General features: G+C 71.5%; 27 protein-coding genes. 19 read left to right on the top strand and 8 right to left on the bottom strand.

Annotated elements, in window-relative coordinates; translation table 11 throughout:
• Window positions 1-45: 45 nt before the first annotated feature.
• Both BMZ30_RS09450 and BMZ30_RS09445 read right to left on the bottom strand, forming a co-directional pair.
• Window positions 46-609 (bottom strand): arsenate reductase/protein-tyrosine-phosphatase family protein, encoded by a 564-nt coding sequence (locus tag BMZ30_RS09450; RefSeq protein WP_093377858.1) that lies wholly within the window; start codon window positions 607-609, stop codon window positions 46-48.
• A 153-nt stretch (window positions 610-762) separates the two neighbouring features.
• Window positions 763-2,280, bottom strand: coding sequence for a tyrosine-protein kinase domain-containing protein (locus tag BMZ30_RS09445; RefSeq protein ID WP_093377856.1), 1,518 nt, complete (start codon window positions 2,278-2,280; stop codon window positions 763-765).
• Between the two features lie 264 nt (window positions 2,281-2,544).
• Between BMZ30_RS09445 and BMZ30_RS09440 the strand changes: the two genes are divergently transcribed.
• From BMZ30_RS09440 to BMZ30_RS09425, 4 genes are all read left to right on the top strand, one after another.
• Window positions 2,545-4,008 carry a sugar transferase gene (locus BMZ30_RS09440; protein WP_177191339.1) on the top strand — a complete coding sequence of 488 codons (1,464 nt, stop codon included), beginning with the start codon at window positions 2,545-2,547 and terminating at the stop codon, window positions 4,006-4,008.
• 140 nt (window positions 4,009-4,148) lie between these two features.
• Window positions 4,149-4,529 (top strand): cold-shock protein, encoded by a 381-nt coding sequence (locus BMZ30_RS09435; RefSeq protein ID WP_093377851.1) that lies wholly within the window; start codon window positions 4,149-4,151, stop codon window positions 4,527-4,529.
• Window positions 4,530-4,534: 5 nt separating this feature from the next.
• Window positions 4,535-5,353: a DUF3027 domain-containing protein gene (locus tag BMZ30_RS09430; protein WP_093377848.1), complete on the top strand. Its 819-nt coding sequence runs from the start codon at window positions 4,535-4,537 to the stop codon at window positions 5,351-5,353.
• On the top strand, window positions 5,354-7,117 hold the full coding sequence (locus tag BMZ30_RS09425; protein ID WP_143073172.1) for a DUF4012 domain-containing protein: 1,764 nt from the start codon (window positions 5,354-5,356) through the stop codon (window positions 7,115-7,117). It abuts the gene before it with no gap.
• Between the two features lie 73 nt (window positions 7,118-7,190).
• Here BMZ30_RS09425 and BMZ30_RS09420 read toward each other — a convergent pair whose 3' ends face one another.
• From BMZ30_RS09420 to flgN, 6 genes are all read right to left on the bottom strand, one after another.
• Window positions 7,191-7,865 carry an Ig-like domain-containing protein gene (locus tag BMZ30_RS09420; RefSeq protein WP_093377843.1) on the bottom strand — a complete coding sequence of 225 codons (675 nt, stop codon included), beginning with the start codon at window positions 7,863-7,865 and terminating at the stop codon, window positions 7,191-7,193.
• A gap of 131 nt (window positions 7,866-7,996) precedes the next feature.
• Window positions 7,997-9,199: an EAL and HDOD domain-containing protein gene (locus tag BMZ30_RS09415; protein WP_093377841.1), complete on the bottom strand. Its 1,203-nt coding sequence runs from the start codon at window positions 9,197-9,199 to the stop codon at window positions 7,997-7,999.
• Between the two features lie 29 nt (window positions 9,200-9,228).
• Window positions 9,229-9,654, bottom strand: coding sequence for a flagellar assembly protein FliW (gene fliW, locus BMZ30_RS09410; RefSeq protein WP_177191338.1), 426 nt, complete (start codon window positions 9,652-9,654; stop codon window positions 9,229-9,231).
• Window positions 9,655-9,689: 35 nt separating this feature from the next.
• Complete coding sequence (gene flgL, locus BMZ30_RS09405) at window positions 9,690-10,574, bottom strand: flagellar hook-associated protein FlgL (RefSeq protein ID WP_308430771.1); 885 nt, start codon at window positions 10,572-10,574, stop codon at window positions 9,690-9,692.
• Window positions 10,574-12,028 carry a flagellar hook-associated protein FlgK gene (flgK, locus tag BMZ30_RS09400; protein ID WP_093377833.1) on the bottom strand — a complete coding sequence of 485 codons (1,455 nt, stop codon included), beginning with the start codon at window positions 12,026-12,028 and terminating at the stop codon, window positions 10,574-10,576. Before flgK ends, flgL begins: the two co-directional genes overlap by 1 nt.
• A gap of 6 nt (window positions 12,029-12,034) precedes the next feature.
• Window positions 12,035-12,514: a flagellar export chaperone FlgN gene (gene flgN / locus BMZ30_RS09395; RefSeq protein WP_093377831.1), complete on the bottom strand. Its 480-nt coding sequence runs from the start codon at window positions 12,512-12,514 to the stop codon at window positions 12,035-12,037.
• Between the two features lie 397 nt (window positions 12,515-12,911).
• Between flgN and BMZ30_RS09390 the strand changes: the two genes are divergently transcribed.
• From BMZ30_RS09390 to BMZ30_RS09320, 15 genes are all read left to right on the top strand, one after another.
• The gene (locus BMZ30_RS09390; RefSeq protein ID WP_229828746.1) at window positions 12,912-13,865 is read left to right on the top strand and encodes a sigma-70 family RNA polymerase sigma factor; all 954 of its coding nucleotides are present in this window, start codon (window positions 12,912-12,914) and stop codon (window positions 13,863-13,865) included.
• Window positions 13,866-14,028: 163 nt separating this feature from the next.
• Complete coding sequence (locus BMZ30_RS09385; protein WP_093378576.1) at window positions 14,029-15,117, top strand: flagellin N-terminal helical domain-containing protein; 1,089 nt, start codon at window positions 14,029-14,031, stop codon at window positions 15,115-15,117.
• Between the two features lie 135 nt (window positions 15,118-15,252).
• Window positions 15,253-16,605, top strand: coding sequence for a flagellar filament capping protein FliD (fliD, locus tag BMZ30_RS09380; protein WP_093377826.1), 1,353 nt, complete (start codon window positions 15,253-15,255; stop codon window positions 16,603-16,605).
• A gap of 19 nt (window positions 16,606-16,624) precedes the next feature.
• A complete protein-coding gene (gene fliS / locus BMZ30_RS09375) occupies window positions 16,625-17,077 on the top strand; it encodes a flagellar export chaperone FliS (protein WP_093377823.1) in 453 nt (150 codons plus the stop codon).
• A gap of 23 nt (window positions 17,078-17,100) precedes the next feature.
• Window positions 17,101-17,454, top strand: coding sequence for a hypothetical protein (locus tag BMZ30_RS09370; protein WP_093377821.1), 354 nt, complete (start codon window positions 17,101-17,103; stop codon window positions 17,452-17,454).
• A gap of 228 nt (window positions 17,455-17,682) precedes the next feature.
• Window positions 17,683-18,024 (top strand): flagellar basal body rod protein FlgB, encoded by a 342-nt coding sequence (locus BMZ30_RS09365; protein WP_093378573.1) that lies wholly within the window; start codon window positions 17,683-17,685, stop codon window positions 18,022-18,024.
• Window positions 18,024-18,419: a flagellar basal body rod protein FlgC gene (locus BMZ30_RS09360; protein ID WP_093377818.1), complete on the top strand. Its 396-nt coding sequence runs from the start codon at window positions 18,024-18,026 to the stop codon at window positions 18,417-18,419. Before BMZ30_RS09365 ends, BMZ30_RS09360 begins: the two co-directional genes overlap by 1 nt.
• Window positions 18,419-18,748, top strand: a complete 330-nt coding sequence (gene fliE / locus BMZ30_RS09355) for a flagellar hook-basal body complex protein FliE (RefSeq protein ID WP_093377816.1) — start codon at window positions 18,419-18,421, stop codon at window positions 18,746-18,748. The genes BMZ30_RS09360 and fliE overlap by 1 nt, the downstream gene beginning before the upstream one ends.
• Window positions 18,748-20,358, top strand: coding sequence for a flagellar basal-body MS-ring/collar protein FliF (gene fliF / locus BMZ30_RS09350; RefSeq protein ID WP_093377813.1), 1,611 nt, complete (start codon window positions 18,748-18,750; stop codon window positions 20,356-20,358). Before fliE ends, fliF begins: the two co-directional genes overlap by 1 nt.
• Window positions 20,355-21,374 (top strand): flagellar motor switch protein FliG, encoded by a 1,020-nt coding sequence (gene fliG, locus BMZ30_RS09345; protein ID WP_093377811.1) that lies wholly within the window; start codon window positions 20,355-20,357, stop codon window positions 21,372-21,374. Before fliF ends, fliG begins: the two co-directional genes overlap by 4 nt.
• Window positions 21,364-22,095 (top strand): FliH/SctL family protein, encoded by a 732-nt coding sequence (locus tag BMZ30_RS09340; RefSeq protein WP_093377808.1) that lies wholly within the window; start codon window positions 21,364-21,366, stop codon window positions 22,093-22,095. The genes fliG and BMZ30_RS09340 overlap by 11 nt, the downstream gene beginning before the upstream one ends.
• Window positions 22,092-23,381, top strand: a complete 1,290-nt coding sequence (locus tag BMZ30_RS09335; RefSeq protein WP_093377806.1) for a FliI/YscN family ATPase — start codon at window positions 22,092-22,094, stop codon at window positions 23,379-23,381. The genes BMZ30_RS09340 and BMZ30_RS09335 overlap by 4 nt, the downstream gene beginning before the upstream one ends.
• Window positions 23,381-23,827 carry a flagellar FliJ family protein gene (locus BMZ30_RS09330; RefSeq protein ID WP_093377803.1) on the top strand — a complete coding sequence of 149 codons (447 nt, stop codon included), beginning with the start codon at window positions 23,381-23,383 and terminating at the stop codon, window positions 23,825-23,827. The genes BMZ30_RS09335 and BMZ30_RS09330 overlap by 1 nt, the downstream gene beginning before the upstream one ends.
• Window positions 23,824-24,597 (top strand): C40 family peptidase, encoded by a 774-nt coding sequence (locus BMZ30_RS09325; RefSeq protein ID WP_093377801.1) that lies wholly within the window; start codon window positions 23,824-23,826, stop codon window positions 24,595-24,597. The genes BMZ30_RS09330 and BMZ30_RS09325 overlap by 4 nt, the downstream gene beginning before the upstream one ends.
• The gene (locus tag BMZ30_RS09320; RefSeq protein ID WP_093377798.1) at window positions 24,594-26,009 is read left to right on the top strand and encodes a flagellar hook-length control protein FliK; all 1,416 of its coding nucleotides are present in this window, start codon (window positions 24,594-24,596) and stop codon (window positions 26,007-26,009) included. Before BMZ30_RS09325 ends, BMZ30_RS09320 begins: the two co-directional genes overlap by 4 nt.
• Window positions 26,010-26,012: the final 3 nt, after the last annotated feature.

The following is a 26,012-nucleotide window of genomic DNA, read 5'->3' as shown; positions in this document are numbered from 1 at the left end:
ACGCGCCGATCGCCGAGCGCGGCGCGCGGGCGCCGGAACGGCTCGTCAGCCGCGCACGTAGCGGGCGATGCGGTCCACCGCGGGCTGGATCTGGCGGTAGGACTCCTCGAACAAGGCGTCGTCGCCGCGGTAGGGGTCGACGACGTCGAACTCCTCCTCCGCGATCACCCGCATCCCACGCTGCCGTGCCGCGAGCGGGATCAGTGCGGCGAACCGGTCGGCTGCGCTCCCCGCGGGCAGCGCGCCGTGCGGCAGCGCGTCGATCAGACGAGCGAGCTCACGCACGGTGAACACCCGCCGGACTGCCCCTGGGTACATCTCGACGATCTCGCCGCGGTGGGCGACGGTCAGCGCGAGGATCAGCTGGGCCGAGCGGATGGTCTCCTCGGTGAGCTGCCGCGCCGCGAACCCCTCGGTGGGGACCCCGCGCGCCTGCAGGATGCGCTGCATGCCCGGCTCGATGCCGTTGCTGACCAGGGCGCCCGTCCCCGCGCTGGCGAAGTGCACGCTCGGGTCGTGCCGGAAGTGCGCAGCGAAGAGCCGCTCGACCGCGGGGGACCGGCAGATGTTCCCCGTGCAGACGGCGAGGACGGTGAAGGGCGCGTTCACAGAGGGCTCCTTGCGGGACGGGCGCTCCCAGGTGCGAGCACGCGGTCACACTAGCCGGGCCGCAGGCGACCGACCAGGGTGTTCACCCCTGGTACCGCGCTCTGGACGAGAGTTCACCCGCGGCGGGCGGCGCTGGCCCCCCGGCTCACCCGCCTACTGGAGCGGTGGCCAGGAGGGGCGTGCGGCCCCGCGCTGCTGCGAGCGGGATGGGACGTGCCGGGGAGCGGTCGCGGGCGCGGGCGGGACGAACGACGGCTCTGCCGGCGTTGAGCGGCGAGCCTTGGCCGGCTTGGTGCGCGTCTTGTTCGACTTGGCGGACGGCGCGAGGTCTGACCGGTAGTCGTAGTAGCTGTAGGAGTCGGACTTGGTGCGCTTGGCGCGGTTGAGCACGACGCCCAGTGCGCGGGCGCCGGCGGTCTCGAGGGAGCTCAAGGACTCCGCGAGCTGTGCGCGCTGGATCCTCTCGGCGCCGACGACGACGATCGCCCCGCCCGTGCGACGAGCCAGAATGGTGGCGTCCGTGACGGGCAGGAGTGGTGGCGTGTCGATGATGACGACGTCGTACGCGGCCGACGCGCGCTCGAGGAGCTCGCCCATGGCGCCTGAGCCGAGCAGCTCGCTCGGATTCGGGGGCGTCTGCCCTGCGGCCAGGACGTCGAGCGAACCAGCCCCGAACGGCTGGACGACGTCCTCCATCGTGGCGCGGCCGATCAGCACGGTGGTCAGGCCGACGTGACCCTCGATGCCCATGTACTTCGCGACGGAGGGGCGGCGCATGTCTGCGTCGATCAGCAGGACGCGCTGGCCGGCGTCGGCCACCGTCGCCGCCAGGTTGATCGACGTCGTCGTCTTGCCCTCACCGGGGACGGAGGAGGTGATCACCGTGACGTTCGAGCGGTCCTCGACGTCGAGGAACTGCAGGTTGGTGCGCAGCCGGCGGAACGCCTCGGCGCGCAGGCTGTGCGGGTCGGTCTGGACGATCAGCGGGTGCTCGGGAGCGTCGTTGTCGTAGGCGATGGTGCCGATCACCGAGGCGTCCGTCACCTGGGCGATGTCGGCGTCCGTGCGGACCTTGGTGTCGAGGACGTGGCGCAGGACCGCGTAGCCAAGGCCCGCAGCAAGGCCCACCAGGAGGCCCAGGGCCAGGTTGAGCTTGAGGCTGGGGCTCGCAGGGTCCTCGGGAGGCGTCGCGCCGCGGGTCGTCGAGACCTGCACGGGAGACACTTCACCGACGGGCTTCTCAAGTGCGGTGACCTCCGTCGCCAGACTGTCGGCGACGGCGTTCGCGATGTCGCTCGCCGCACGCGCGTCCGGGTCGCTCACGGAGATGTTGATGAGCGCGGTGCCGAGCGGTGAGCTCGCGCTGACGGACTCCGCGAGCTCGTCGGAGGTGACGGGCAGCGAGAACTCGTCGATGACCGGCTGGAGCACGCGGGGACTGGTGACGAGGTCGGTGTAGGACTTCACCTGGTTCTGGGTGAAGTTTGAGCCCTGGACCAGGTCGGACGTCGTCCCTCCGGTGCGCACGGATACGTAGACCTGAGCCCGTGCCTCGTACGTGGGGGTCATCAGCATCGTCGCCCCGACGGCTGCCCCCACGCACGCCAGGGTGATCAGGAGGATCGACACCCATCGCTTCCGCAGGATTGCAACGTAATCCTGGAGTTCCATCGGGTCGATCTCCTCGAGAGTGGTGCGGCAGTGAGCGGGCGGCTGGCCGTGCCTCGCCGTGACGAGTCTACGTAGTCCTCGTCCAGGGGCAGTGGGCAGACTCGTCCATTCTCACATGCCCGCCTTGCCGTTCGGGCTCGGATGGTCACCCACCTCGCGCGAGAAGGGCGGTTACCCTCGAACGAGCAAATGGGAAGTTTGGCTCCGGTTCCGACCGGAATCCAGGGGAAGCACGATGACGCGGGGACTGCTGACATGACGGACTTGGACCGGTCGCTCGACGCGACCTTGACCGGAGGCCAACGTCCCTGGAGCGGCATGCGCGGCTACCTCGTGCGTGTCGGCGTCAGCGATGTCGTCGCCATCGCCACGTCGGTCTACCTCGCCTATTTCATCCGGGTCGACTCTGAAGGCGTGACCAGCGTCAGCGGTGAGTTCTCGCCGAGCTACGCGGCCGTCGCGATCGCGCTGGCGGCGGGATGGGTGCTCACGCTCTGGAGCCGGCGCGCGCTGGACCGGCGCGTCGTGGGAATCGGACCGCAGGAGTACCACAAGGTCTGGTCGGCCACCTGGCGCGTGTTCGCGAGCGTCGCCGTGGGCGCGTACCTCTTCAAGCTGGAGATCGGCCGCGGGTTCCTCGCGATCGCGTTCCCGGTGGGGCTCGTCCTGCTCCTGGTCGAGCGTTTTCTGTGGCGACAGTGGTTGCACGGCCAGCGGGCCGACGGCCACTTCCAGGCGCGGGTCCTCGTTGTCGGCCACCGCGGCAAGGTGGTCGCGATGGTGGACGAGCTGCGGAGCAACCCGAACCCGGGCTTCGGTGTGATCGGCGCGTGCATACCCGCCGCCGAGGTGAGCGGAGATGAGATCGATGGGGTGCCGATCCTGGGAACCTTCGACGACATCGCGGCGACGGCCGAGCAGTGGCAGGTCGACGTGGTCTCGGTGATCGGCTCCGACCACATGACCGGCGAGAAGATTCGTCAGCTCGGATGGGATCTCGAAGGCTCCGGTCGCGACCTCGCCATCACCATGCCCCTCCGTGACATCGCTGGCCCGCGCCTCGTCACGTCTCCGGTCAACGGACTGCCGCTCACCTACGTCGACGAGCCGCGGTTCAGCGGACCGAAGTACGCAGCCAAGTCCACGGTCGACTGGCTCGTGGCGCTCGCGATCACCATCGCGATCAGCCCGCTGCTGCTCGCCATAGCGATTCTCGTGAAGCTCAGCGGCCCTGGTCCGGTGTTCTATGTTCAGCATCGGATCGGTCGAGGCGGCAAACCGTTCGCGATGATCAAGTTCCGATCGATGGTCGCTGACGCCCACGAGCGGCTCGAGGAGGCCCTCGCCGCTGAGGGGGTCGAGGAGATGACTCTCTTCTACAAGCCCAAGAACGACATGCGCGTGACCCGTGTGGGCCGTGTGCTGCGCAAGTACTCGCTCGACGAGCTGCCGCAGCTGTTCAACGTCCTGCGGGGCGAGATGAGTCTCGTCGGGCCGCGGCCGCAGATCGACCAAGAGGTCGCCCTCTACGATCGCCGGGCGTTCCGTAGGCTCCTGGTGAAGCCCGGGCTGACCGGCCTGTGGCAGGTATCGGGCCGCTCGACGCTCACGCCTGAACAGAGTGTCCGGATGGACGTGCAATACGCCGAAAACTGGACGCCGTTCGGCGACTTTGTCATCCTTCTTCGCACGGTCAGGGTCGTGCTCTTCGGCGAAGGAGCGTACTGACGGGGCATGCCCAGCAGCGCTTCGAGGACGAGCGGCGCACTCTGTAGGATCGGGCGACAGCGCACGCGGTCCATCGGACACAGCACGCGGCAGTAGCGCGGACCGCGCCACTGCGACACACGACCAGCAAGAGGTTCCCAGTGCCCACCGGCAAAGTGAAGTGGTTCGACACCGAGCGAGGCTTCGGGTTCATCGCCAGCGACGAGGGCGACGAGGTCTTCCTGCATGCCTCGGCACTCCCCGAGGGCGTGGCGCCCAAGCCGGGCGCGAAGGTGGACTTCGGCGTAGCGGACGGCCGCCGCGGCCCGCAGGCGTTGTCGGTGAAGCTGCTGGACCCAGCGCCATCCGTGGCGAAGGTGGCGCGCAAGCCCGCCGACGACATGGCGATCATCGTCGAGGACCTCATCAAGGTGCTGGACAAGGTCGGCAACGACCTGCGTCGCGGCCGGTACCCTGAGAAGGCAGCGGGGGCGAAGTACGCGTCCCTCCTGCGAGCCGTCGCCGACAACCTCGAGGCCTGAACTCCATGGCAGCAGCCACCTCCGCTCGACCCTCCCGCGCCAAGGGCGCCGACCCTGTGCTCGCCGGAGCCGTGGACCTCGCGCGCTCCGCTGCCGTCGAAGCGGCCGAACGCGCGGCCGACGTCGGCGAGCACCTCGGCTCCGTCGTCGAGAGCGAGCGCCTCGTGGCGCACCACTTCGCCGCGAACCTGGGCGGCTACCGGGGCTGGCACTGGACGGTCACGGTCGCCCGGGTCCCCCGCGGGCGCACCGCGACCGTGTGCGAGGTGGCGCTCCTCCCCGGCGACGGAGCGATCCTCGCGCCTGAGTGGTTGCCCTGGTCCGAGCGGCTTCGCCCCGGCGATCTCGGCCCGACGGATGTCCTCCCGTTCAAGGCAGACGATCCTCGTCTCGAGCCGGGCTACGCGCCGTCGGGTGACGAGGAGACGGACCGTGTCGCGATCGATGAGCTCGCGCTCGCACGCGCACGGGTCCTCTCGCAGGACGGCATCGCCGACGCCGCGCAACGTTGGTACGACGGCGCGGCCGGCCCCAAGGCGCCGAGCGCACTGGCGTCCGCAGCCGACTGCCAGACCTGCGGGTTCCTCGTACCTCTCCAGGGCAGCCTCGGACAGCTCTTCGGCGTGTGCACCAACCCGTGGTCCCCGGACGACGGGCGCGTGGTCGCCTACGACCACGGCTGCGGAGCGCACTCCGAGACGGACGTCGAGGCGCACCCGAGTGACTGGCCCGCGCCGTCGCACCACGTCGACGAGCTTCTCGTCGACGTCGTGGAGCGATCAGAGCCCGAGCCGCCGAGCGACGCCTCCGAGCAGCAGCGGTAGGTGACCGAGGCCTCGCGTCGCCGCCCTCGTCGTCGGCGACGACTCTTTGCTCTCGCTGTCGTCGTGCTCGTCGTCGGCGCCCTCGGCGCCTGGGTCGCGATCGACGTCGTCCGCGTCCGGGATCATCTCCTGGCGGCAGCGGACGACATCACGGAGATCAGAGAGCTCACCACCGCCGGTGACATCGACGCCGCCCGTACGCTCCTGCCCGGCGCGCAGGACCACGCCGCGGCTGCCGCCAGCGCCGCCGGCAACCCGCTCCTGGGCGCAGCGACCCGTCTGCCTGCGTACGGCGACGACGTCGCCGCAGTGCGCACGCTCTCGACGGTCGTGGCCCAGCTGACCGAGGGAGCGCTCCCGGGCTTTCTGGACGCCGTCACAGTCCTCGGGGACGACGGGCTGATCCGCGACGGGCGCATCGACGTGCGCGCGATCGCGGCAGCGAGCCCAGCCGTGCAGGACGGCGAGGCCGCCCTGCGCGACGCAGTAGCGGTTCTCGCCAGGATCGAGCAGGACGAGCTGATCGAGGAGCTCCGTGGCCCCGTCGCCGAGCTGTCCGACGCGCTCGCCGAAGTGAACGCCCAGACGGTCACGGCAGCGAAGGCGCTGCGCGTGATGCCCACCATGCTCGGCCTGCACGAGCCGCGTACCTACCTCTTGGTCACGCAGAACAACGCGGAAGCGCGCTCGCTCGGAGGCATCCCTGGCGCCTTCGTCGAGCTCACGGTCACGGACGGACTGATCGAGATCACCGGCCAGGGTGATGCCGGCTCGATCGGGAGCTTCGACGACCCGGTGCTGCCCATCACCGAGGATGAGGGAGATCTCCTCGGCCCGCTGCTGGGCATGTTCCCCCAGAACGCGACCTTCACCCCCCACTTCCCGCGCGCGGCCGAGATCGTCGGGGAGATGTGGCAGCGCAGCGACGGGACCCGGGTCGATGGCGTGCTCGCCACGGATCCCGTCGCCCTGGGATACCTGCTTGACGCGACTGGACCGGTGGACGTCGCTGGAACCGAGGTGTCCGGCGAGAACGCTGCCGAGCTGCTCCTGAACCAGGTGTACTTCGCGATCGCAGAGCCCGAGCAGCAAGACGCGTTCTTCGCGGCCGCAGCGGGGGAGGTCTTCGGCAAGCTGACCGGTGGGGACGTACCCGCGCAAGGGGTGCTCCGCGCGCTCGAACGTGCCGCACGAGAGGACCGGCTGCTGCTCTGGTCCAGGGACGAGGACGAGCAGGCCGAGCTCCAGGGCACGGTGCTCTCGGGTGAGCTCGTGGGCGCTCGGGCCGAGGCTCCCGTCGTCGGCGTCTACCTGAACGACGCCACGGCGTCCAAGATGACCTACTACCTGGACCAGACGATCGCCGTGGCGAGCCGCAGCTGCGACGCCGGGCAGCAGCTCACGACGACTCTCCGGCTCGCGTCACACGCACCCGACGGCGGTGTCGGGCTCCCCGCGTACGTGCTGGGCGATCTGTATGACGACGGAGCCGTGCGCACCAACGTGCTCCTCTACGCGCCTGCGGGCGGGATCGTCACCGGAGTGCGGCGAGACGGCGTCGCCGTCCCCGCCGAGGAGTGGCCCGCGCGCCTGCACGGGGGTCTGCAGGCGATCTACCTGGAGACGGTGCTCGCCCCCGGCCAGGAGACCACGCTCGAGGTCGACATGACCGCCGGTGCCGGCCTGACCGGAGACCCGATCGTGCGCAGCACCCCCGGCGCGCGCCCGAGCTCAACGGTGACAGCGCCGTCCGCCTGCTCGTAGTCGCCGGAGACGGAAAGAGCGCCCGCCCCGATCCCGGGGCGGGCGCTCTTCTCGTGCGGTGTGTGGCGTCAGATCACTTGACGGTGACCTTCGTCTTGACGGTCGAGCCCTGGACGTTGGACGAGCCCTTGTAGACGATCTTGACCGAGTACTTGCCCTTGGCCTTCGTCGCGGGCAGCGTCACGACGCCCTTGCCCTTCTTGAGGGTGACGGTGCGCGTGACGGAGTACTTGCCCTTCTTGGAGATCTTGACCGTGACCTTGCCGGTCGCGCTCGAGTTGTTCAGGTTGACGGCGACGCGGGCCTTGGCTCCGCGCTTGACGACGACCTTCGACTTGATCTTCGACTTGGCCTTGCCGACCGTGTAGCGGACGGTCGTGCTGGACGCCTTGATCGAGGCGTTCCCCGCGTAGGAGACGTTCACGGCGTACGTGCCGGCGCCCAGGCGCGGCAGGTTGAAGCGCGCGATGCCGTTCTTGACGGACTTGGTCTGCGCGAAGCCGCGCACCGAGAACGTGACCTTGCCGGTGACGTTCTTCGCGGCGAGGCCGTCGGCCTTGACGGAGACGATGAGCTTGGCGCCCTTGCCGTAGGTGGTCGCGACCGCCTTGGCAGAGACGGTCGAGACGGCGCCGGCGTAGCTGACGGTCGCGATCGCGGTCGGGGCGGGGGCGGCGGCGGCAGGGGCAGCCAGGCCGACGCCGGCCAGGGCGAGGGCCGTCAGGGCGCTGAGGAACTTCGTGCGCATGGTTCTTCTCTCTCACAAGGGGGGCCGCGCTCGGGCGAGCACGAGGCCGACAAGACTTGTCGGACGGGTATCGGCAGGGGAACCTGCCGGGTTGAGAGTAGCGGTGGGGTGACTTTCCGCAGATGCGGGTCTCAGCGCGAGGCGCTCACCGCGGTCAGCACGGTCGACAGCGCCCACGGGATCGCCACGAGCGAGGCGAGGGCGACACGCTCGGGGTCGATCCCGGTCGAGAACAGCGCGGGCTGGTCGTTCTGCTCGTGCGCGACGACGGCCGTGAGCACGCGGCCGAGGCGCCCGGTGCCGAGCATGAGCGCGGACGCGAGCTCCGGCGAGACGCGGGTCTGCTCCACGAGCACCCGGTAGGGGATCCCCGACTCCCAGGAGAGCGCGGACAGCAGCCCGAGGGTGTAGGCGGACTCGCTCTCGGCGAGCTCGCGGCAGGCACCGGCGCGGGCCAGCATCAGCCAGAGGTTGTCCATGGACCGCGCCGTGGAGCTGACGAGGGAGGCCATGACGAGCCCGGACACGCGCGTCGCACCGAGCAGCACGATCGCCTGCTGCAGCGAGTCCACGCGGTGCGAGAGCCCCTCGGCGGAGGAGTTCACGAGTCGCAGGATGCGCACGACCATCGCGGGGTCCGTGGCGAGGACCTCGGCGACGCGGTGCGTGTCGACGTCGTCCTCGTTGAGCAGGCGCACAGCCTCGAGGCACAGGAGCTCGGACGGGTTCAGCGAGGTGCGCTCGGGCGCGCCGAAGATCGAGCTCATCGCGAGGTCGGCGCCGACGGGGAACTGGGCGGAGCAGGTGATCTGGACGTTCTCGGCGATGACGCGCGTGCCGGCCTCGCGGGCGGTGTCGGCCAGGTGGCCCGGCAGGATCTCCGCGTGGCCGTAGTCGATCATGACGTAGTCGACCAGGTGCAGCAGGGCGTTCTGGACGGCGCTGCCCTGGTACTCGAAGAGCGCGGTCCCGATGCCTTTGGCGCGGAGGCTGACGAGCTGGAGAGGCAGGTCGGGGTCGATCAGCTGGTCGGGGAAGAGCGTGACGACCACGGTGCCGCGCGTGGTGGGGACCGGTTCGGTGCCCGCCAGCAGGCCGGTGGTCGCGGGGATGAGCACCGGACGGTCGTGCGTCAGGCTGGGGAGGTTGAGCCCCCGGTAACCCGTGTCGAGGACGAGGTCGCGCTCCGTGCGCGTCGCGGCCAGCCGGTAGGTCGCGGTCAGGCAGTAGCCGAACACCAGGCCGTCAGAGCTGACGAGGGGCAGGCGGCTGAACTGCGGGACCGGGGCCGGGGTGGGCAGGTCGACGATGCCATCCATGGCTGAGGCGCTCATGCTCTAGGTCCTTGGTCGTGCGTCGGGGGTCATGGGTGCGCGAGGGGCGCGCGCAGGGGCCAGGCGTCGTCGAGGACCGTCTGCACGGCCTCTCGGGTGCGGGTGTTGAGGATGATCGGGGCGACGAGGTTGGCGGTAGCCGCGCTGACGTCGTCCCCCGGGTTCACGACGACGAGGAACGCGGTGGCGTCCGGGTCGGTGTCGAGCCCGAGGGTCGCCATGACCTCCGCGGAGGGCGCGGGTACGTAGTCGGCGAAGTAGGGGCCCGGCTGGAGCAGGAACAGGCGCGTCGTGGTCTGCGTGGAACGCAGCGCGAAGAGGTGTCCCGCGGTGTCGAGGGGCTCGAGGTGGAAGTGTCGGACGTCGGCCGGCAGCCCGGGGAGGGCGTCGACGAAGGTCACGGCGTTCTCGGGCACGGCGCCCTGGGTCGTGGGGTCGATCAGCACAGCGGTCATCGAGGCCTCCGTCGGCGGTCGTTCGGCTAGGGCGGTCATCGCAGGTAGTCCAGGAGCGTGGGCTGCAGGGCCTTGGCGGCGGCGCCGAGCGCCGCCTGGTAGGCGACCTCCTGGGCCTGGACGTTGACGAGGGTCTCGGCGAGGTCCACGTCCTCGACGCTCGCGAGGTCACTACCCAGGGACAGGCGGCGCGAGGCGTTGGCCTCCTGGGTGGCGGTCATCTGGTTGGTCCTTGCTCCGACGGTCGAGGCCTCGGTGAGCACCTTGTCGATCCGGGCGTCGATCTGCGTGAGGAACGGGCTCGTGTTCACGCCAGCCCGCAGGTCCGCGGCGATGGCGTCGAGCATGGCGAAGACCGAGTCGTTGCCCTCGCCGAAGACGGCGGCACCGTCCCCGTCGACGCGGACGGTGACCGCGGCGCTGACGCGCCGCTCGACGCTGGATCCCGGGGTGCCCTGGAAGCTGTAGTCGGCCGCGTCGAACGCGACGCCCGCGTTGGACGTCCCGGCGAAGACCGACCGGCCGAGGTACGTGGTGTTCGCCTGGCTGAGCAGCGAGCCCCGCAGGCCTTCGAGCTCGGTGGCGATCGCCTCGCGCTGGGCGGGCCCCATTGCGCCGTCGTTCGCGCCGCGGACGACGAGGTCCCGTGCGCGGCGGAGGTAGCTGGACGTCGTGGTGAGCGCCGTGTCCAGCGTGGTGAGCCAGCTCACGCCGTCCTCGAGGTTCCGCTGGTACTGGGCGACGGCGCGCTGCTCGGAGCGCAGCCGCAGCGCCTGGGCGGTGCCGGCGGGGTCGTCGGACGGCTTCTCGATGCGCTTCTGGCTCGACGCCTGGCTCTGCAGCGTGTTGAGGGCCTTGAGGTTCGTCTGGATGTTCGCGAGCGCGGTGCGCTGCGTCATCTGGTGCGTGACCCTGGTCATCACAGACCCACCCTTCCGGTGCGGTTGATGAGCGTGTCGAGCATCTCGTCGACGGCGGTCAGGACGCGCGCGGCACCCTGGTAGGCCCGCTGGTAGGCGAGCATGTTGACCGTCTCCTCGTCGATGTCGACGCTCGCGCCGGAGAGCTGGAGCGAGGACGCGGTGGCCCGAGCCTGCTCGGAGACGGTGGCGCTGAGCGTCGCGGACTTCGTCCGGACACCGAGGTCGACGACGAAGCCGGCCCACGTGGCGTCGGGCCCGGTGGCCGAGGTGCCGAGCTTGGACATCTGGTCGGCGACGGTGCCGTCGAGGCCGCCCATCCCGTCCGCGGCCGCGGCGATCTGCGCGGGGTCGGTGAGCTGGACCTGGATGCCGAGCGCTGCGGGCTGGTTGCCCGGCAGGGCGAAGAACTCGCCGCCGGCCGCGCCGGCGGTGGTGCGGCCCGTCGTGTGGATGCCGTTCACCGAGGACGCGAGGTCGTGGGCGAGCCTGTTGTAGGAGGCTGCGGCCTCGGCGAGGAGCCCACCGTTGCCGGTCGAGGCATACGGGTTCGTGCCCGACGACGTCAGCTCGGCGGGTGCGAGCACGCTCACCATCCCCGCCAGCACGCCGCCGTCGAGGGTCACGGTGCCGGCGGTGGTGCGGTCCCACACGATCCGGGGCGGGTCCGTCTGCGCGCCGGACATGGTGGTCGAGCCCGCCAGGTGGATCCCGTAGGACTTCGAGCCCGAGACGATGGGGTTGCCGCCGACGTTCACGGTCACGGTGCCGTCGCTCTGCTGCCGGACGCTGCCGCCGACGAGCTCGGCGAGCTCGGTGGCGAGCGCGTCGCGCTTGTCGATCAGCTCGTTGGCGTTGCCGTTCGAGACGAGCACGGAGCGGATCGTCTCGTTGAGCTCGGCGACGGACTGCGCGGTGGTGTTGGTCTGGGCGACGTAGGCCTCGGTCTGCGTGCGCGCGTCGGACCACTGCGTGTCGACGGCGGTGTAGCCGGCGGCGATGGCCGTCGTGGCGGCGCGCCCGGCCTCGAGCAGGACGCGGCCCGGTGCCGGCTCGCCGGGGTTGTTGGCGACGTCCTGCCAGGCGGCCCAGAAGTCGGCGAGCTGGGCGGCCACGCCGGAGTCGCTGGGCTCGTCGATGGTCGACTCGAGGCGGGCGAACGCCTCGGCGCGCGTGGCGAGGAAGGCCGCCGACGACGTGGTCGTGCGGACGCGGGTGTCGGCGAAGATGTCGCCGAGGCGCAGCACGTTGTCGACCTTGACCCCCTGGCCGACAGTGAGGCCGGAGGAGAAGCGGCTGGCGTTCGCGACGGTGGAGACCGAGGAGATGTCCGCACGCTGGCGGGTGTAGCCCACGGTGTTCGCGTTGGCGACGTTCTGACCGGCGACGTCGAGGGCGGCGCGCTGCGCGACCATCGAGCTGAGGGCCGTGGACAGGGTGGAGAAGGTGGTCATGGATCCCTACAGCGTCTGGTCGAGGAGGCTGGCGCCGGCGGGGCGGGCAGCAGCGCCGCGGGCGTCGTACGTCTGAACGGTCTCGGACACGGCCATCAGGGTCTCCTGGGCGGCGCGGTGACCGGCGGCGAGCAGCTCGCGGTTGCCCGCGGCGAGGGCGCCGATCTCCATCGTGAGGGTCACGAAGGCCTGGCGGTGCTCGGCGAGCAGGGAGTCCCACGGCGCGGGGGCCGCGGCGGCGACCTCGGCGAGCGAGGCGCCCGGTGCGATGCCGAGGTCCGCGGCGACGGCGTCGGAGGCGACGGCACGGCCGAGCTCGGAGTCGCGCACCTGGTCCAGGACGTTCTCGACCTCACGGGTGGCGTGGGCGAGCCAGCGGTTGCGTCCGTTGACGAGCAGGAGCTGCTCCTCCTCAAGCTTGAACAACAACAGCTCGAGCAGCTGTCGCTCGCGCCACAGCAGGCTCGAGAGGGTCTCGAAGCTCATGGGTCCTCACTCGGTCGGGGATTCGGTACCGCCAGCCCGGGGGCCGACACCCTCCTGATCGGGCGAATCTGGCCTGGTGTGAGGGTTTTCGCGACCTCACGCGGGCCGCTCGCCGCACCTACGTGGCGGCCACCGGATGTGACCGCGCACAACGGGTGAAGCGATACGTACGTACCTGGGTGGAGGCACCCATGACCAACTAAGGGTTGTTCATACGTTGTTCAAACGGACAAGTACCACCTATGCCCTTGGACCAGACTTACTCAGGCCCTAGTGTCGTGTTCTGAAGGCGCAGGAACCTGCGGATCTGAGCGGAGTGGTCGAGGCCACACGTATTAGTTCTCGCACTTGACGTTAAGTGCGACGCCCTAAGTACCGAGACAGAGGTATGACCGACATGACGCGTAACGAGCTGATCGAGGCGCACCTGCCCCTCATCGGGTACCACGTAAGCGAGATGCTTAGCCGTGTCCCCAGCCATGTCTCCCGCGACGACCTCGCGTCGGCCGGCGCGCTCGCTCTGGTCAAGGCGGCCGACGCCTACGACCCCGCGACGGGCGTCCCCTTCAACCGGTACGCGGCGATCCGCATCCGCGGCGCGCTCGTCGACGAGCTGCGCTCGATGGACTGGGCCTCCCGCGGTACCCGCACCCGCCTGCGCAAGATGACCAGTGCCGCCGACGAGCTCACCGCCAAGCTCGGCCACGCCCCGTCCCGCGAGCAGCTCGCCAGCGCGCTCGGCGTCAGCGTCGAGGACGTCGAGGCCGCCCAGGAGGACGCCTCGCGTCGGGTGCTGAGCATCGAGGGCTACGACGGCGCCGTGGCCGACATCCTTCCCGACCGTGACCCGTCGCCCGAGGAGGCCGTGCTCATCGACGAGCGCCTGCGCTACCTCAAGGGTGCGGTCGCCGCGCTCCCCGAGCGCCTGCGCGTCGTGGTCGAGCAGGTCTTCTTCCACGACCGCCCCGTCACCGACGTCGCCGCCGAGCTCGGCGTCACCCAGTCCCGCGTCAGCCAGCTGCGCGCCGAGGCCATGCTGCTGCTGCGCGACGGCATGAACGCCCACCTCGACCCCGCTCAGGTCGTCACGGCCGAGAAGCCGGGCGGCGTCGCCGACCGTCGTCGCCAGGCCTACTACGAGTCCGTCGGCGTCGAGGCGCACGCCCTCGCCACGGTGAGCGTCCTGCCGAGCGCGGACGCCGCGACCCGCGAGGTCGCCCGCACCGCGACCACCGCCGCAGTCGCCGCGACCGTGACCGCGACCGCCATGGCCACGGCGGCCTACGCCGTGTCCCTGAGCCGCGTCACCCCCAACGAGGCGCCCGTCGAGGGCGCCGCTGCGCTGGCCTGATCCCCCGCAGGCCCAGCCGAGGGCCCCGTCGCACCTGGTGCGACGGGGCCCTCGAACTTTCCTCGACCAAAAACCTCAAGTGCCCTTGGTAGGCACCGATGAGCAAGGTGTCAGCCCACGGATGGGCGGCGCAGTCCGACCCCACTCACGGAAGAAGATCATCATGGGTCTCTCGATCAACACCAACGTCGCGGCGCTCAACGCGTACCGCAACCTGTCGTCCACGCAGGGCGACCTGAGCAAGTCGCTCGAGAAGCTCTCCTCGGGCTTCCGCATCAACCGTGCCGCGGACGACGCTGCCGGCCTCGCGATCTCCGAGGGCATGCGCTCGCAGATCGGTGGCATCAAGATGGGCGTGCGCAACGCCCAGGACGGCATCTCCGTCGTCCAGACCGCTGAAGGCGCGCTCAACGAGACGCACTCGATCCTGCAGCGTATGCGTGACCTCTCCGTGCAGGCGGCCAACACCGGCTCGCTGAACGACGAGGCCAAGAGCAACATCCAGACCGAGGTCGAGCAGCTCAACAAGGAGCTGACGCGGATCGCGGACACCACGCAGTTCAACGGCAAGAAGCTGCTCGACGGCAACTACTCGGGCACCTTCCAGGTCGGCGCGAACGTCGGCGAGACGATCGAGGTCGAGGTCGGCAAGAACATGTCGGCTGAAGGGCTCGGCCTGGACGAGATCAACGTCGCACCCGTCGCCGCTAGCAAGACGTTCTCCGCGGCAGTCACCACGACGGCGGGTACGGTTACCGTCGACGGCGGCGCAGCTATCACGATCGCACAGGACGCCTCGCTCGAGGACATCGCCGGTGCGATCAACGGTGCTGGCCAGGCTGGACTCACGGCATCGGTCGTCGACAGCAAGCTCCAGATCCAGAAGGAGGGTGTGACGGGCGCGCTCGGAGTAACGTTCGGCACCGTGACCGCGACTGAGGACACCGCAGCGGCTGTTGACGGTGCAGCTGGCAGTGCGAACGACGCCATCACGGCGATCGACGCCGCGATCAAGAGCGTGTCCAGCACGCGTTCCGACCTCGGTGCCGTGCAGAACCGGTTCGAGCACACCATCAACAACCTCAACGTCGCGGTGGAGAACCTGTCCGCGTCGGAGAGCCGGATCCGCGACACCGACATGGCGTCCGAGATGGTCAGCTTCACCCGCGCGCAGATCCTGTCGCAGGCCGGCACGGCGATGCTCGCGCAGGCCAAGTCGATCCCCCAGGGCGTCCTCCAGCTCCTGCAGTGATCTGACTGACGGCTGAGCCCGCTCAGCCGCACCCGCAACCGCCGTGAGGCGCTGCGTCAGCCCCATCCTCTGACGGCGGGAACGAGCACCCCTCGTTCCCGCCGTCAGTGGCATCCAGCACACGAAGGACACTCCATGGCAGGGTTTGGCGTCGACGGCATCGTCAGCGGGCTCGACACGAAAGCGCTGATCGACGCCCTCATGAGCGCGGAATCCGGGCAGCAGCGACTGCTCGCCACCAAGCAGGCCAAGGTCGACAAGACGACTTCGGCGCTGCAGTCGCTCAACGCCAAGGTGTCGTCGCTCGGCACGGCGGCCAAGGCTGCCGCCACCGCGTCCTCCTACCAGACCTACTCGGCGACCTCGTCCGCCCCCGGCGCCACCGCCAGCGCGAGCGCGTCAGCACAGCCCGGGTCCGTGAGCTTCCGGGTCGACGCCGTGGCCGAGAGCCAGGTCGCCATGTTCACCGTGCCCTCCGATCTTGCCGAGGGCGAGTCGCTGACGATCAGCACGGGCGGGAAGTCGTTCACGATCAACCCGAAGAGCTCGAGCGTCGCCGACATCCTCACCGCGATCAATGGGTCGGACGCCGGGGTCAAGGCCGTCGGCATCAAGATCGATGACGACGGCGGTTACGCCATCCAGATGACCGGCACCACGACCGGAGCATCCTCCACCTTCGAGCTCTTCCGCGGCGCTGACACGACCGGTACTCGGCTCGTCGGCCCGGACCAGGTCACGCGCGCTGCGGCCGACGCCAAGATCTCCTTGACGCTCGGCGCCACGACGTCCCAGCTGACATCCTCGACGAACACCTTCGCCGGCCTGATGACCGGCAGCGACGTCGTCGTCTCGGCCGTCACGAAGACCGACGACCCCGACGTGACGATCACCGTGAAGCAGGACACGGCCGCCGTGAAGTCGATGGCGAACGCGCTCGTGAGCAACCTCAACCTCGTCCTGAGCGAGATCACGTCCTTCACGAAGAGCACGACGACCAAGGCCGCCGACGGCTCCAGCATCCTGACCGGTGGCACCCTGTCCGGCGACCCGGCCGTGCGCACGCTGCAGCAGAGCGTCCTCGCGGCGGGCAGTGCGTCCGTCGACGGGCAGTCGCCGTCGAGCATCGGGATCGTCATCTCGCGCGACGGCAACTTCACCTTCGACGCCGAGGCGTTCGCGGCCGCCGTCGCGAAGGACCCCGCCGCGGTCGAGCGCGTGCTCACGGGCGTCGCCGCCAACATCAAGACCGCGACGGACACGGCGTCGGACAAGTCGATCGGCACGCTCACGCAGAAGATCCAGAGCTCACAGTCCGTCTCCAAGGATCTCGTCCAGCGCATCTCGGACTGGGACGACCGCCTCATCATGCGACGAGCCACCTTGCAGAAGTCGTTCACGGCGATGGAGGTCGCTCTGTCGTCGCTGTCAGCCCAGCAGAGCTGGCTCGACCAGCAGCTCAAGTCCCTCACCTCGTCGAACGCCTGACGGACGGAACAGGAATCCCATGAACGCCCAAGCCTTCCGCGCACAGTTCCTCGCCGACTCGGTGCTCAGCGCCAGCCCGGCCAAGCTGCTGACGATGCTCTACGACCGTCTCGCCCTGGACCTGACGCGTGCCGAGGCCGCGCAGCGCGCTGGCGACCGGTCGACGGCGAACGAGAACCTCACCCATGCTCAGGACATCGTCTCCGAGCTCATGGTCACGCTGAAGACCGACGCCTGGGCGGGCGCCGCGCAGCTGCACTCCCTGTACTCGTACCTCCTCGGCGAGCTCATGAGCGCGAACATCTCGAGCGACCCTGAGCGCACCGTCGCCTGCCGGGAGATTGTCGAGCCGCTGCGGTCCGCGTGGCACGAGGCTGCGGCGCAGCTGGCCGCGCCCGTGCCCGCGACGGTCCCCGCCTTCGCAGGCGCGGGTGCCTCCTCGGGCGGGCTCGGCGAGCTGGGGGTCGGCTGACGGTCCGCCGTCGCCCTACCCTCATGTCCTCGACACCCTCCGACACCGCGCTGACCCCCTGGGAACAGGCCTGGCACGACGCGCTCGACACCCTCGAGCTCGACCTCGAGCAGACCAACGCGCTGCTCGACGCGACGCATGCGCTCGAGGTCGCGCAGGTCGCCCTCGCCAAGGCAAGCCAGTGGCGCGTGCCGGCCGGCCTGGGCCCCATGCCGGCCACCGTCGCGGAGCGCGCGAGCGTGGTCCTCGAGGCGCAGAAGGAGACGGCCGCGCGGCTCGCGCGCGCCATCCACCAGTCGCGCTCGCACGTGAAGATGCTCGACGCCGTCGACCCGCGTCCGCACGCGCGTCCGGTGTACCTCGATACCCAGGGCTGAGCTCTGCGCGCCGCCCCGTGAACGCGGGCCTGCGGCGCCGATGACCGTTGTGTCCGGCCAGGTGTGAGCGCTGAACAATGCGTGCAACGGTTCGCCGCGATTCTTCACCCGCGCAGGTGAGAAAAGGCTCATGGGCCCAGGTCAGGGTCCGATGGGCCGGACGAGCATGGATCGCTCAAAGATCGGCCAAGGATCGGCCACCGCAACCCAAGCCTGATGGGGTTCCTCGTGCTCGAATCCGTGACGTTCAACGCGCTCAACAGCGCGCTCGACGGCCTGGCCCTGCGTCAGCGGGTGATCGCGAACAACGTCGCGAACATCCAGACGCCCGGCTTCCTCGCCTCGCGCGTGTCCTTCGAGGACACCCTCGCGAGCGCCGTCCGCCAGGGCCGCGGCGCCGTCGGCGCGACCACGTCGACGTCCCTCGAGCCCACGCGGCTCGACGGCAACAACGTCAACCTCGACACCGAGACGCTCCTGAACGTCGACACGAACCTGCGCTACCAGCTGGCGACCCAGGCGATCGACGGCAAGTTCTCCTCGCTCCGCACCGCGATGAGGAGCAACTGATGACGACCTTCGGCGCCATCGGCATCGCCTCCTCGGGCATGACCGTCTACCGCAAGTGGCTCGACGCGCTCAGCGACAACATCGCCAACGCGTCCACCGTGACCTCCACCGACGAGGACGCCTTCCAGGCGCGCTACGTCGTGGCCTCGGAGATGCAGGACGGCCAGGGCGCCCAGGTGCGCGGCGTCGTCGTCGGCAGCGCCGAGGGCCGCATGGTCTACGAGCCCGCCCACCCGCTCGCCGATGCCGAGGGTTACGTGCGTTACCCCGACATCGACATGGCGAGCCAGATGTCCCAGCTGATCATGGCGCAGCGTGGCTACCAGGCCAACGCCGCCATCGTCGACCGTGCCCGTGCCACCTACGAGGCAGCCCTCCAGATCGGACGCAACTGATGGCCTTCGCGATCTCCCCCCTGACCGCCCTCACGGCGAGCCCCCTCGCGGGCGTCGCCGGCACGGGCTACCTGCCCACCGAGACCACCCGGGTGTCCGGGCCCGACGACGGCGGGTTCGGGGTCTCCCTGACCGGCGCCATCGAGGGCCTCCAGGAGGCCCAGGAGACGTCCGACGCGCTGGCCGTCAAGGCCGTCACGGGCGACCTCGACGACGTGCACGACTACACGGTCGCGTCCTCCGAGGCGAAGGTCATGCTCGAGCTGACCGCCGCGGTCCGTAACAAGGCCGTCGACGCGTTCACCGAGATCATGCGGATGCAGGCCTGATGCCGCGCCAGATCACGAGCGCCTTCGGCAAGCTGGGCGCCGCCATCCGTGAGTTCACCGTCGCGCAGCGCACCCTCGCGCTGATCGGCCTCGCCGTCCTCGTCCTGGTCGCCGTGACCCTCAGCACCTGGATGGCCAAGCCGTCCTACTCCCCGCTCTACACCGGCCTCGCTGCGACCGACGCGAGCGCGATCGTCGAGCAGCTCGACGCCGAGGGCGTCCCCTACGAGCTGGCCGACGGCGGCTCGTCCGTCATGGTCCCGCAGGGCGACGTCTACCGGATGCGCCTCGCCACCGCCGCGGCGGGCCTGCCCGGCGCGAGCGAGGGCGGCTACTCCCTGCTCGACGAGATGGGCATGAGCTCCTCGGAGTTCCAGCAGGACGTCACCTACAAGCGGGCGATGGAGGGCGAGCTCGCCAAGACCATCGGCGCCGTCCAGGGCGTGCGCGCGGCCTCCGTGCAGCTCGCGCTGCCCGAGCAGACCGTGTTCGTCGACGAGAAGCAGGACCCGACGGCGTCGGTGTTCGTCGAGCTGGGCAACGGCTCCTCCCTCTCCGACGACCAGGTCCAGTCGATCGTGCACCTCGTGTCCGCGTCGATCGAGGGCATGGCCACCACCGACGTCGCCGTGATCGACTCGACCGGAACCGTGCTGTCCGCCGTCGGCGGGACCGCCGGGACGTCCGGTGGCAGCAACAAGCAGACGATGGCCTACGAGGACCGGGTCGCCTCCTCGATCCAGGGCATGCTCGAGCCGATCGTCGGCATCGGCAACGCGGTCGTCTCCGTGACCGCCGAGCTCGACTTCGACCAGACGCAGCGCACCTCCGAGGAGTTCGCGTACCCCGAGGAGATCCCCGCGCTCAACGAGTCGACGACGACCGAGGCCTACGAGGGCACCGGCGGCGGGGGAGCGGGCGTGCTCGGCCCCGACAACATCGCGGTCCCCGAGAACGGCGACGGCGCGGGCAGCTACGAGAACGAGTCCGCCACCCGCAACAACGCGCTGAACAAGGTGACCGAGGTCGTCCAGACCGCGCCGGGCACCGTGCGCCGCCAGTCCGTCTCCGTCGCCATCAGCCAGGAGGCCGGCGCCGCGCTCAACATGAACGACGTCCAGGCCATGGTGGCTGCCGCCGCCGGCATCGACGCCGCCCGCGGCGACGTCGTCACCGTGAACCGCCTGCAGTTCTCCAACGCGTCCGCCGACGCCGCCCAGGTCGCCCTGGCCGACGCCCGCGCCGCCGCCGAGGCCGAGCGGCAGTCCGAGCTGATCCGCACCGGCGTCATCGCCGGCGCGGCCCTGCTGGGCCTGATCATCATCGCGATCCTCGCCGCCCGTGCCCGCAAGGAGAAGCGCCTCGAGCGCGAGGCCCTCGACATCGGCGACCTCAACGCGATCGAGGCCGGGCCGTCGGTGACGGCGCTCGCCCTCGAGGCCGTCGAGGAGGCTGAGGAGGCACTCGCCCTCGAGGCCCCGGTCGAGAAGGACGCCGACCAGGTCGAGGCCGAGCGCAAGCGCGCCGACGTCGGAGCGCTCGTCGACGACGAGCCTGACCAGGTCGCGCAGATGCTGCGCGCCTGGATGGAGCCGGGGGTCCGCTCATGAGCACCGCGACCGCATCGCTGACGGGCACCCAGAAGGCCGCCCTCGTCCTCATCCAGCTCGGCCGGGAGCGCGCCGCGCGCGTCATGTCCCAGCTCGACGACGCCACGATCGAGGAGCTCACCGGGCAGATCATGCGCATGGAGCGGGTCGACCGCTCGATGGCCGACGCCGTGATCGGCGAGTTCCACGCCGTCACCCTCGGCGGCGCGCAGATCATGAATAACGGCGGCGTGGGCTACGCCCAGCAGCTGCTCGAGGCCTCGATGGGCGCCGACAAGGCGGCCGACATGCTCGACCGCCTCGCCAGCGCCATGGCACCGCAGCCGTTCGAGTTCATGCAGCAGGCCGACGCCCGCCAGGTGATCGCGCTGCTGAACGGCGAGCACCCGCAGACCGTCGCGCTCGTCCTTGCGCACCTGCGTCCCGAGCACGCCTCGGCGATCCTCGGCGGGCTCGCCCCCGCCGTGCAGGGCCAGGTCGCGCACCGCATCGCGCTCATGGAGCGGGCCGCGCCCGACGTCGTCTCCGTGGTCGCCGACAGCCTGCGCCGCAAGTCCGCGAGCGTGCTCACGCCCCAGGAGACCTCCGCGATCGGCGGCGTGCAGCCGCTGGTGGAGATCATCAACCGCGCCGACCCCAGCACCGAGAAGCTCATCCTGCAGGGGCTCGAGGACCGCGACGAGGCGCTGGCCGACGAGGTCCGCAGCCGGATGTTCGTGTTCGCGGACATCGTGCTCCTCGAGGACCGCGCGCTCCAGCTGGTGCTGCGCGGCGTCGAGGGCGCCGACCTCGCCGTGGCGCTCAAGGGCGCCGGGCCGGGCGAGCGCGACGCCGTCATGCGCAACCTGTCCGAGCGGGCACGCGAGAACCTCGTCGAGGAGATCGAGCTGCTCGGCCCGGTGCGCGTCTCGCAGGTCGAGGAGCGCCGCGCCACGATCGTCCAGGTGATCCGCCGCCTCGAGGAGTCCGGCCAGATCACCATCCGCCGCGAGGGCGAGGACGAATATGTCAGCTGAGACCACGGAGGCACGGTTCACCGCCGCGCGCCTCACCGTGCTCGGCGACGACCGGTCGCGCGAGGCGCGCGAGCGCGGCCGCGTGGCCGGCTACGCCGCCGGCTGGGCCGAGGGCTCGCGCGCGGCCGTCGCCGCGGCGGAGACCCAGGCTGCGCAGCTTGCCGCCCGCGACCGCGAGAACCGTGCGCACGCCGCGGCCCGGGTCGAGGCGGCCACCGCCACGCTCCGGCTCGCGGCCCAGGCCGCGGACGAGCGCGCGCTCCAGGGCCTCGAGACCGCACGCGGCACGCTGGCGACCCTCGCGCTCGAGCTCGCCCGCGCCGTCGTCGGGCACGAGCTGTCCCGCGACGGGTTCTCCGCGCGGTCGGCCCTCGTGCGGGCGCTCGCCGTCCCGGACGACGTCGTCGTGCACACCATCCGCATGAACCCGGACGACCTCGCGACGCTCACCGCGCTGCGGGCCGCCGACGAGCTCGACGTCGTGCTCCCGACCGACGTGCGCCTGGTCGCCGACGCCACCCTGGCCGCGGGCGACGCCGTCAGCGAGTTCCCCGGCGGGTACCTGGACGCGCAGATCTCCACCGCGTTCGACCGCGCCGCCGCCGCCCTCACCGAGGCGCTCGCCCACGACGCGGTCACCCTGCGGGTCGACCCCCAGGTCGCGGAGGCGCTGCGCCTCGCCGAGCTCGACGCGAGCCTGCCTGAGGGTCGCGACCGATGAGCTGGACCGCCGTCCTCGACGCGGCCCGCCCCGAGCGCGTCGGCCGCGTGCGCTCCGCCGTCGGCCTCGCGATGGAGGTCGAGGGCCTCGACGCCGCGATCGGCGACGTCGTGCGCATCGGCGACACCATGCTCGCGGAGGCCGTCGCGGCGTCCGACGACGTCGTCCGCTGCATGCCCCTGGCCGCCACCGACGGCCTGCGCGCCGGGATGCCCGTGCGCTCGACCGGCGGCGCCCTGCGCGTCCCCGTCGGCGCCGGCCTGCTCGGCCGCGTGCTCAACGGCCTCGGCGAGCCCATCGACGGCAAGGGTCCGCTCGACGCCACCTACGTCCCGCTCAGCGGCAAGGCGCCGCACCCCCTCGAGCGCCAGCGCGTCGCCGCGCCGCTCGAGCTCGGCGTGCGCGTCCTCGACTCCCTGACCACCGTGGGCCGCGGCCAGCGCATCGGCCTGTTCGCGGGCTCCGGCGTCGGCAAGTCCACGCTCCTGTCCATGATCGCCCGCGGCACCGACGCCCAGGTCTCCGTGATCGCCCTCGTCGGCGAGCGCGGGCGCGAGGTCCGCGAGTTTCTCGAGGACGACCTCGGCCCCGCCGGCCTCGCCCGCTCCGTCGTCGTCGTCGCCACCTCCGACGAGCCCGCTCTCGTGCGCAAGCGCGCCGCGTTCGTCGCCACCCGCATCGCCGAGGGCTTCCGGGACGCAGGCGCCGATGTCGTGCTCATGATGGACTCGCTCACCCGCGTCGCCATGGCGCAGCGTGAGATCGGCCTGTCCGTGGGCGAGCCGCCCGCCACCCGCGGCTACCCGCCGTCCACCGTGTCGCTGCTCGCCGAGCTCCTCGAGCGCGCCGGCTCCGGCGTGCGCGGGTCCGTCACCGGCATCTACACCGTCCTCGTCGACGGTGACGACCACAACGAGCCCATCGCCGACGCCGCCCGCTCGATCCTCGACGGCCACGTCGTGCTCGACCGCAAGCTCGCCGTCGCCGGGCACTACCCGTCGATCGACGCGCTCGCCTCCATCTCCCGTGTCGCCACGCGCGTGACCACCCCGGAGCAGCGCGCCGACGCGACGACGCTGCGCAAGGTCATGGCCGCGCGCCGCAGCGTGCAGGACCTCGTCGACGTCGGCGCCTACGTCGCCGGATCCAACCCGCTGGTCGACGCCGCCCTCACGCACGCGGCCGAGATCGACGCCTTCCTGCAGCAGGGCGTCGACGAGACCGCCCCGAGCGCCGCCACCTGGGCGCACCTGCGCACCCTCGTCTCCGGGCTGGGGGTGTCCTGATGGAGCGTTCGTTCCGCCTGGCCAGCCTGCTGCGCCTGCGCAAGATCACCGAGGACGACGCCGCCGCTCGCCTCGGCGCCGCGAGCGCCGCCCGGATGCGCGCCGACGCCCAGCGGACCCGCGCCGTGGAGGAGCTCAGCGGGCACCAGCTCGGCTCCGACGTCGGCGTCGCCACGTGGCGCGCGTCCGCCGCCGCCCGCGCCGCGCTGCGCCAGAACCTGCTCGCCGCCACGGCGCTGTCCGTCACCGCCGCCGCCCGGGTCGCCGAGCGTGAGACCGAGTGGCAGGCCGCCCGCGCCCGCTCCGTGCCCCTCGAGAAGCTCGAGGAGCGCCACGACGAGCGCGTCGTCACCGAGGACCTCCGGCTCGAGCAGATCGAGCTCGACGAGGTCGCCTCGCGCCGCGCCGCCCAGACCAGCACCGACCACGAGGAGGGGCAGCGATGAACGGCATCGACGGCGTCCTGGCCCGCATCCAGAGCATCGAGTCCCAGATCGGCCAGGTCTCGCCGACGACGATCGCCGCGCTCCCCGTCCTGGGCGGCGCCGCGCCGAGCGCCCTGGCCGGCGGCACGGGCGGTGCCTCGGGCGCTGCCGCCGGGGCGCCCGCCTCGGACCTGTTCGCCCAGACCCTCGCCGCGCTCGACCCGAGTGCCGTGACGTCCGCGACTGTTCCGACGGCCTCGACCGCCCCGACCGACCGCGTGCCCGGTGCGGTCGAGGACACGACCGGTCTGCTCTCATCGTCGGCGACCGCGGACGACCTCATCGCCCGGGCCCGCACCTACCTCGGCGTCCCCTACGTGTGGGGCGGCGAGAGCCGCTCGGGCATGGACTGCTCCGGCCTGGTGCAGCGCTCGCTCGCCGACCTCGGCGTGGACATCAAGCGCACGGCCCGCCAGCAGGGGACCGAGGGCCGCGCCGTCGGCTCGATGGACGCCGCGCTGCCCGGCGACCTGCTGATCTTCGACGGCGGCACCCACGTCGGCATCTACCTCGGCGACGGGCGCATGATCGACGCGCCCTACGCCGGGCGCAACGTGACGGAGCGCGACGTCTACGAGACGCCCACCGCGATCCGCCGCATCCTGCCGCAGACCGACCAGACGGTCGCCGCTGCCGCTCCTGCCCTGGCCGCCCCGGCCGCGGCAGACCCCGGCCTGAGCGCCGACGTCCAGCGCATGGCGCTCGACATGCTGATCGGAGCGAGCGCATGACCATCACGACCTTCGACCTCGGGCGGACGGTGACGCCCGCCGCCCCGACCGCGGTGCGCAGCGGTCGCGGCGACGCCGACGCCTTCGCCCAGGCCTACGAGCGCGCCGCAGCCCGGACCGAGCGTCCGACCGCCGCCCGCCCAGAGCGCCCGGATGCGGAGCGCGCCGAGCGTCCTGCGTCGCACGCCGAGCGTGCGGGGACCGGCGCCGGGCGTACGACGGCCTCCGCCGGGAACCGTCCTGAGGGCACCGGTCGCCCGGCCGCCGACGACGCCGCGGGGCCTCGTGACCTTGCCGCGCTCGCGGGCCTGCCCGGGCTGCGGCCCGCTGGTGACGCTGCTGCTGCTGCGGGCGACGTCGCCGCTGCCGGAGACGCGGCCGGTGCGGGCGTCCCTACCGCAGGCGCCCCGGCTGCGGGCGACGCTGTCGCTCCGCTGGCGCCCGCTGACGTGCCGTCGGGCACCTCGCCGGCGGCTGTCGCAGCCGTCGCCGCCGGGGGAGCAGGGGCCGCCGTAGCGTCCGCAGGCGCCGCCGGTGCCGCAGCGCCGTCGCTCGCGGCGGCGCCGTCCGACACCGCAGGCACGCCGACGAACGCGACGCCCGCCGGGGCAGGTCATGCCGGGGCAGCTCCTGCCGCCTCGGTCCCGACCGGCACCGCGCCGGGGACCGCCGGCCAGCCTGCTGGCCAGCCCGCCGGCCAGCCCGCCGGGATGACGACGGACGCCGCCGCGGGAGCGCCGTCGTCGGACGCCCTGCCCGCCACGGCGCCCGCCGCTGCCGCGACCGCGCTGGCGAGCCCGACGGGCGCCGCGACCACCGGCGAGGCCGCCGCCGTAGCCCAGCCCGCCGCGGTCCCGGCCGACGTCGCCCCGGTGACCGTCGCGCCGTCGTCGGCGACCGGTCTCGCCGGGATCGGCCAGGTGAGCGCCCCGCAGGCGCCCGCCCCGGCCCAGCCTGCCGCCGTCGTGTCCACGGCCCCGACCGCCGACCTCCCGCAGCTCGCCGAGCAGGTCCGCACGCCGCTCGTGAAGCTCATGAGCGCGGCGGCGGGGGAGCACCTGCTCACCCTGCGCGTCGAGCCCAAGGAGCTCGGGCCCGTGCAGGTCCGTGCGCACATCAGCGCCGAGGGCATCCGGATCGAGCTGCTCGGCGCGACCGACGCCGGCCGGGAGAGCCTCAAGGCCGTCCTCGCCGACCTGCGTCGCGACCTCGCCGCGACCGGCATGAACGCACGCCTCGACGTCTCCGACGAGCGCTTCGGCGGCTCCACCGGCGACCGTGAGGGCCAGACCGGCCACGACACGCCGCGCGCGTTCGCCCGCGAGACCGGCGCCCCCGTGGCCGCCGCACCCCAGACCACCCGCCCCGCCGTCGCCAGCGCCGCTGACGACCGCGTCGACATCCTCGCCTGACAG

Origin of the sequence: Flavimobilis marinus, from assembly GCF_900113055.1 — a bacterium.
GTDB classification, from domain to species: Bacteria; Actinomycetota; Actinomycetes; order Actinomycetales; family Cellulomonadaceae; genus Flavimobilis; species Flavimobilis marinus.
This window is presented reverse-complemented; position numbering and strand designations above follow the sequence as displayed.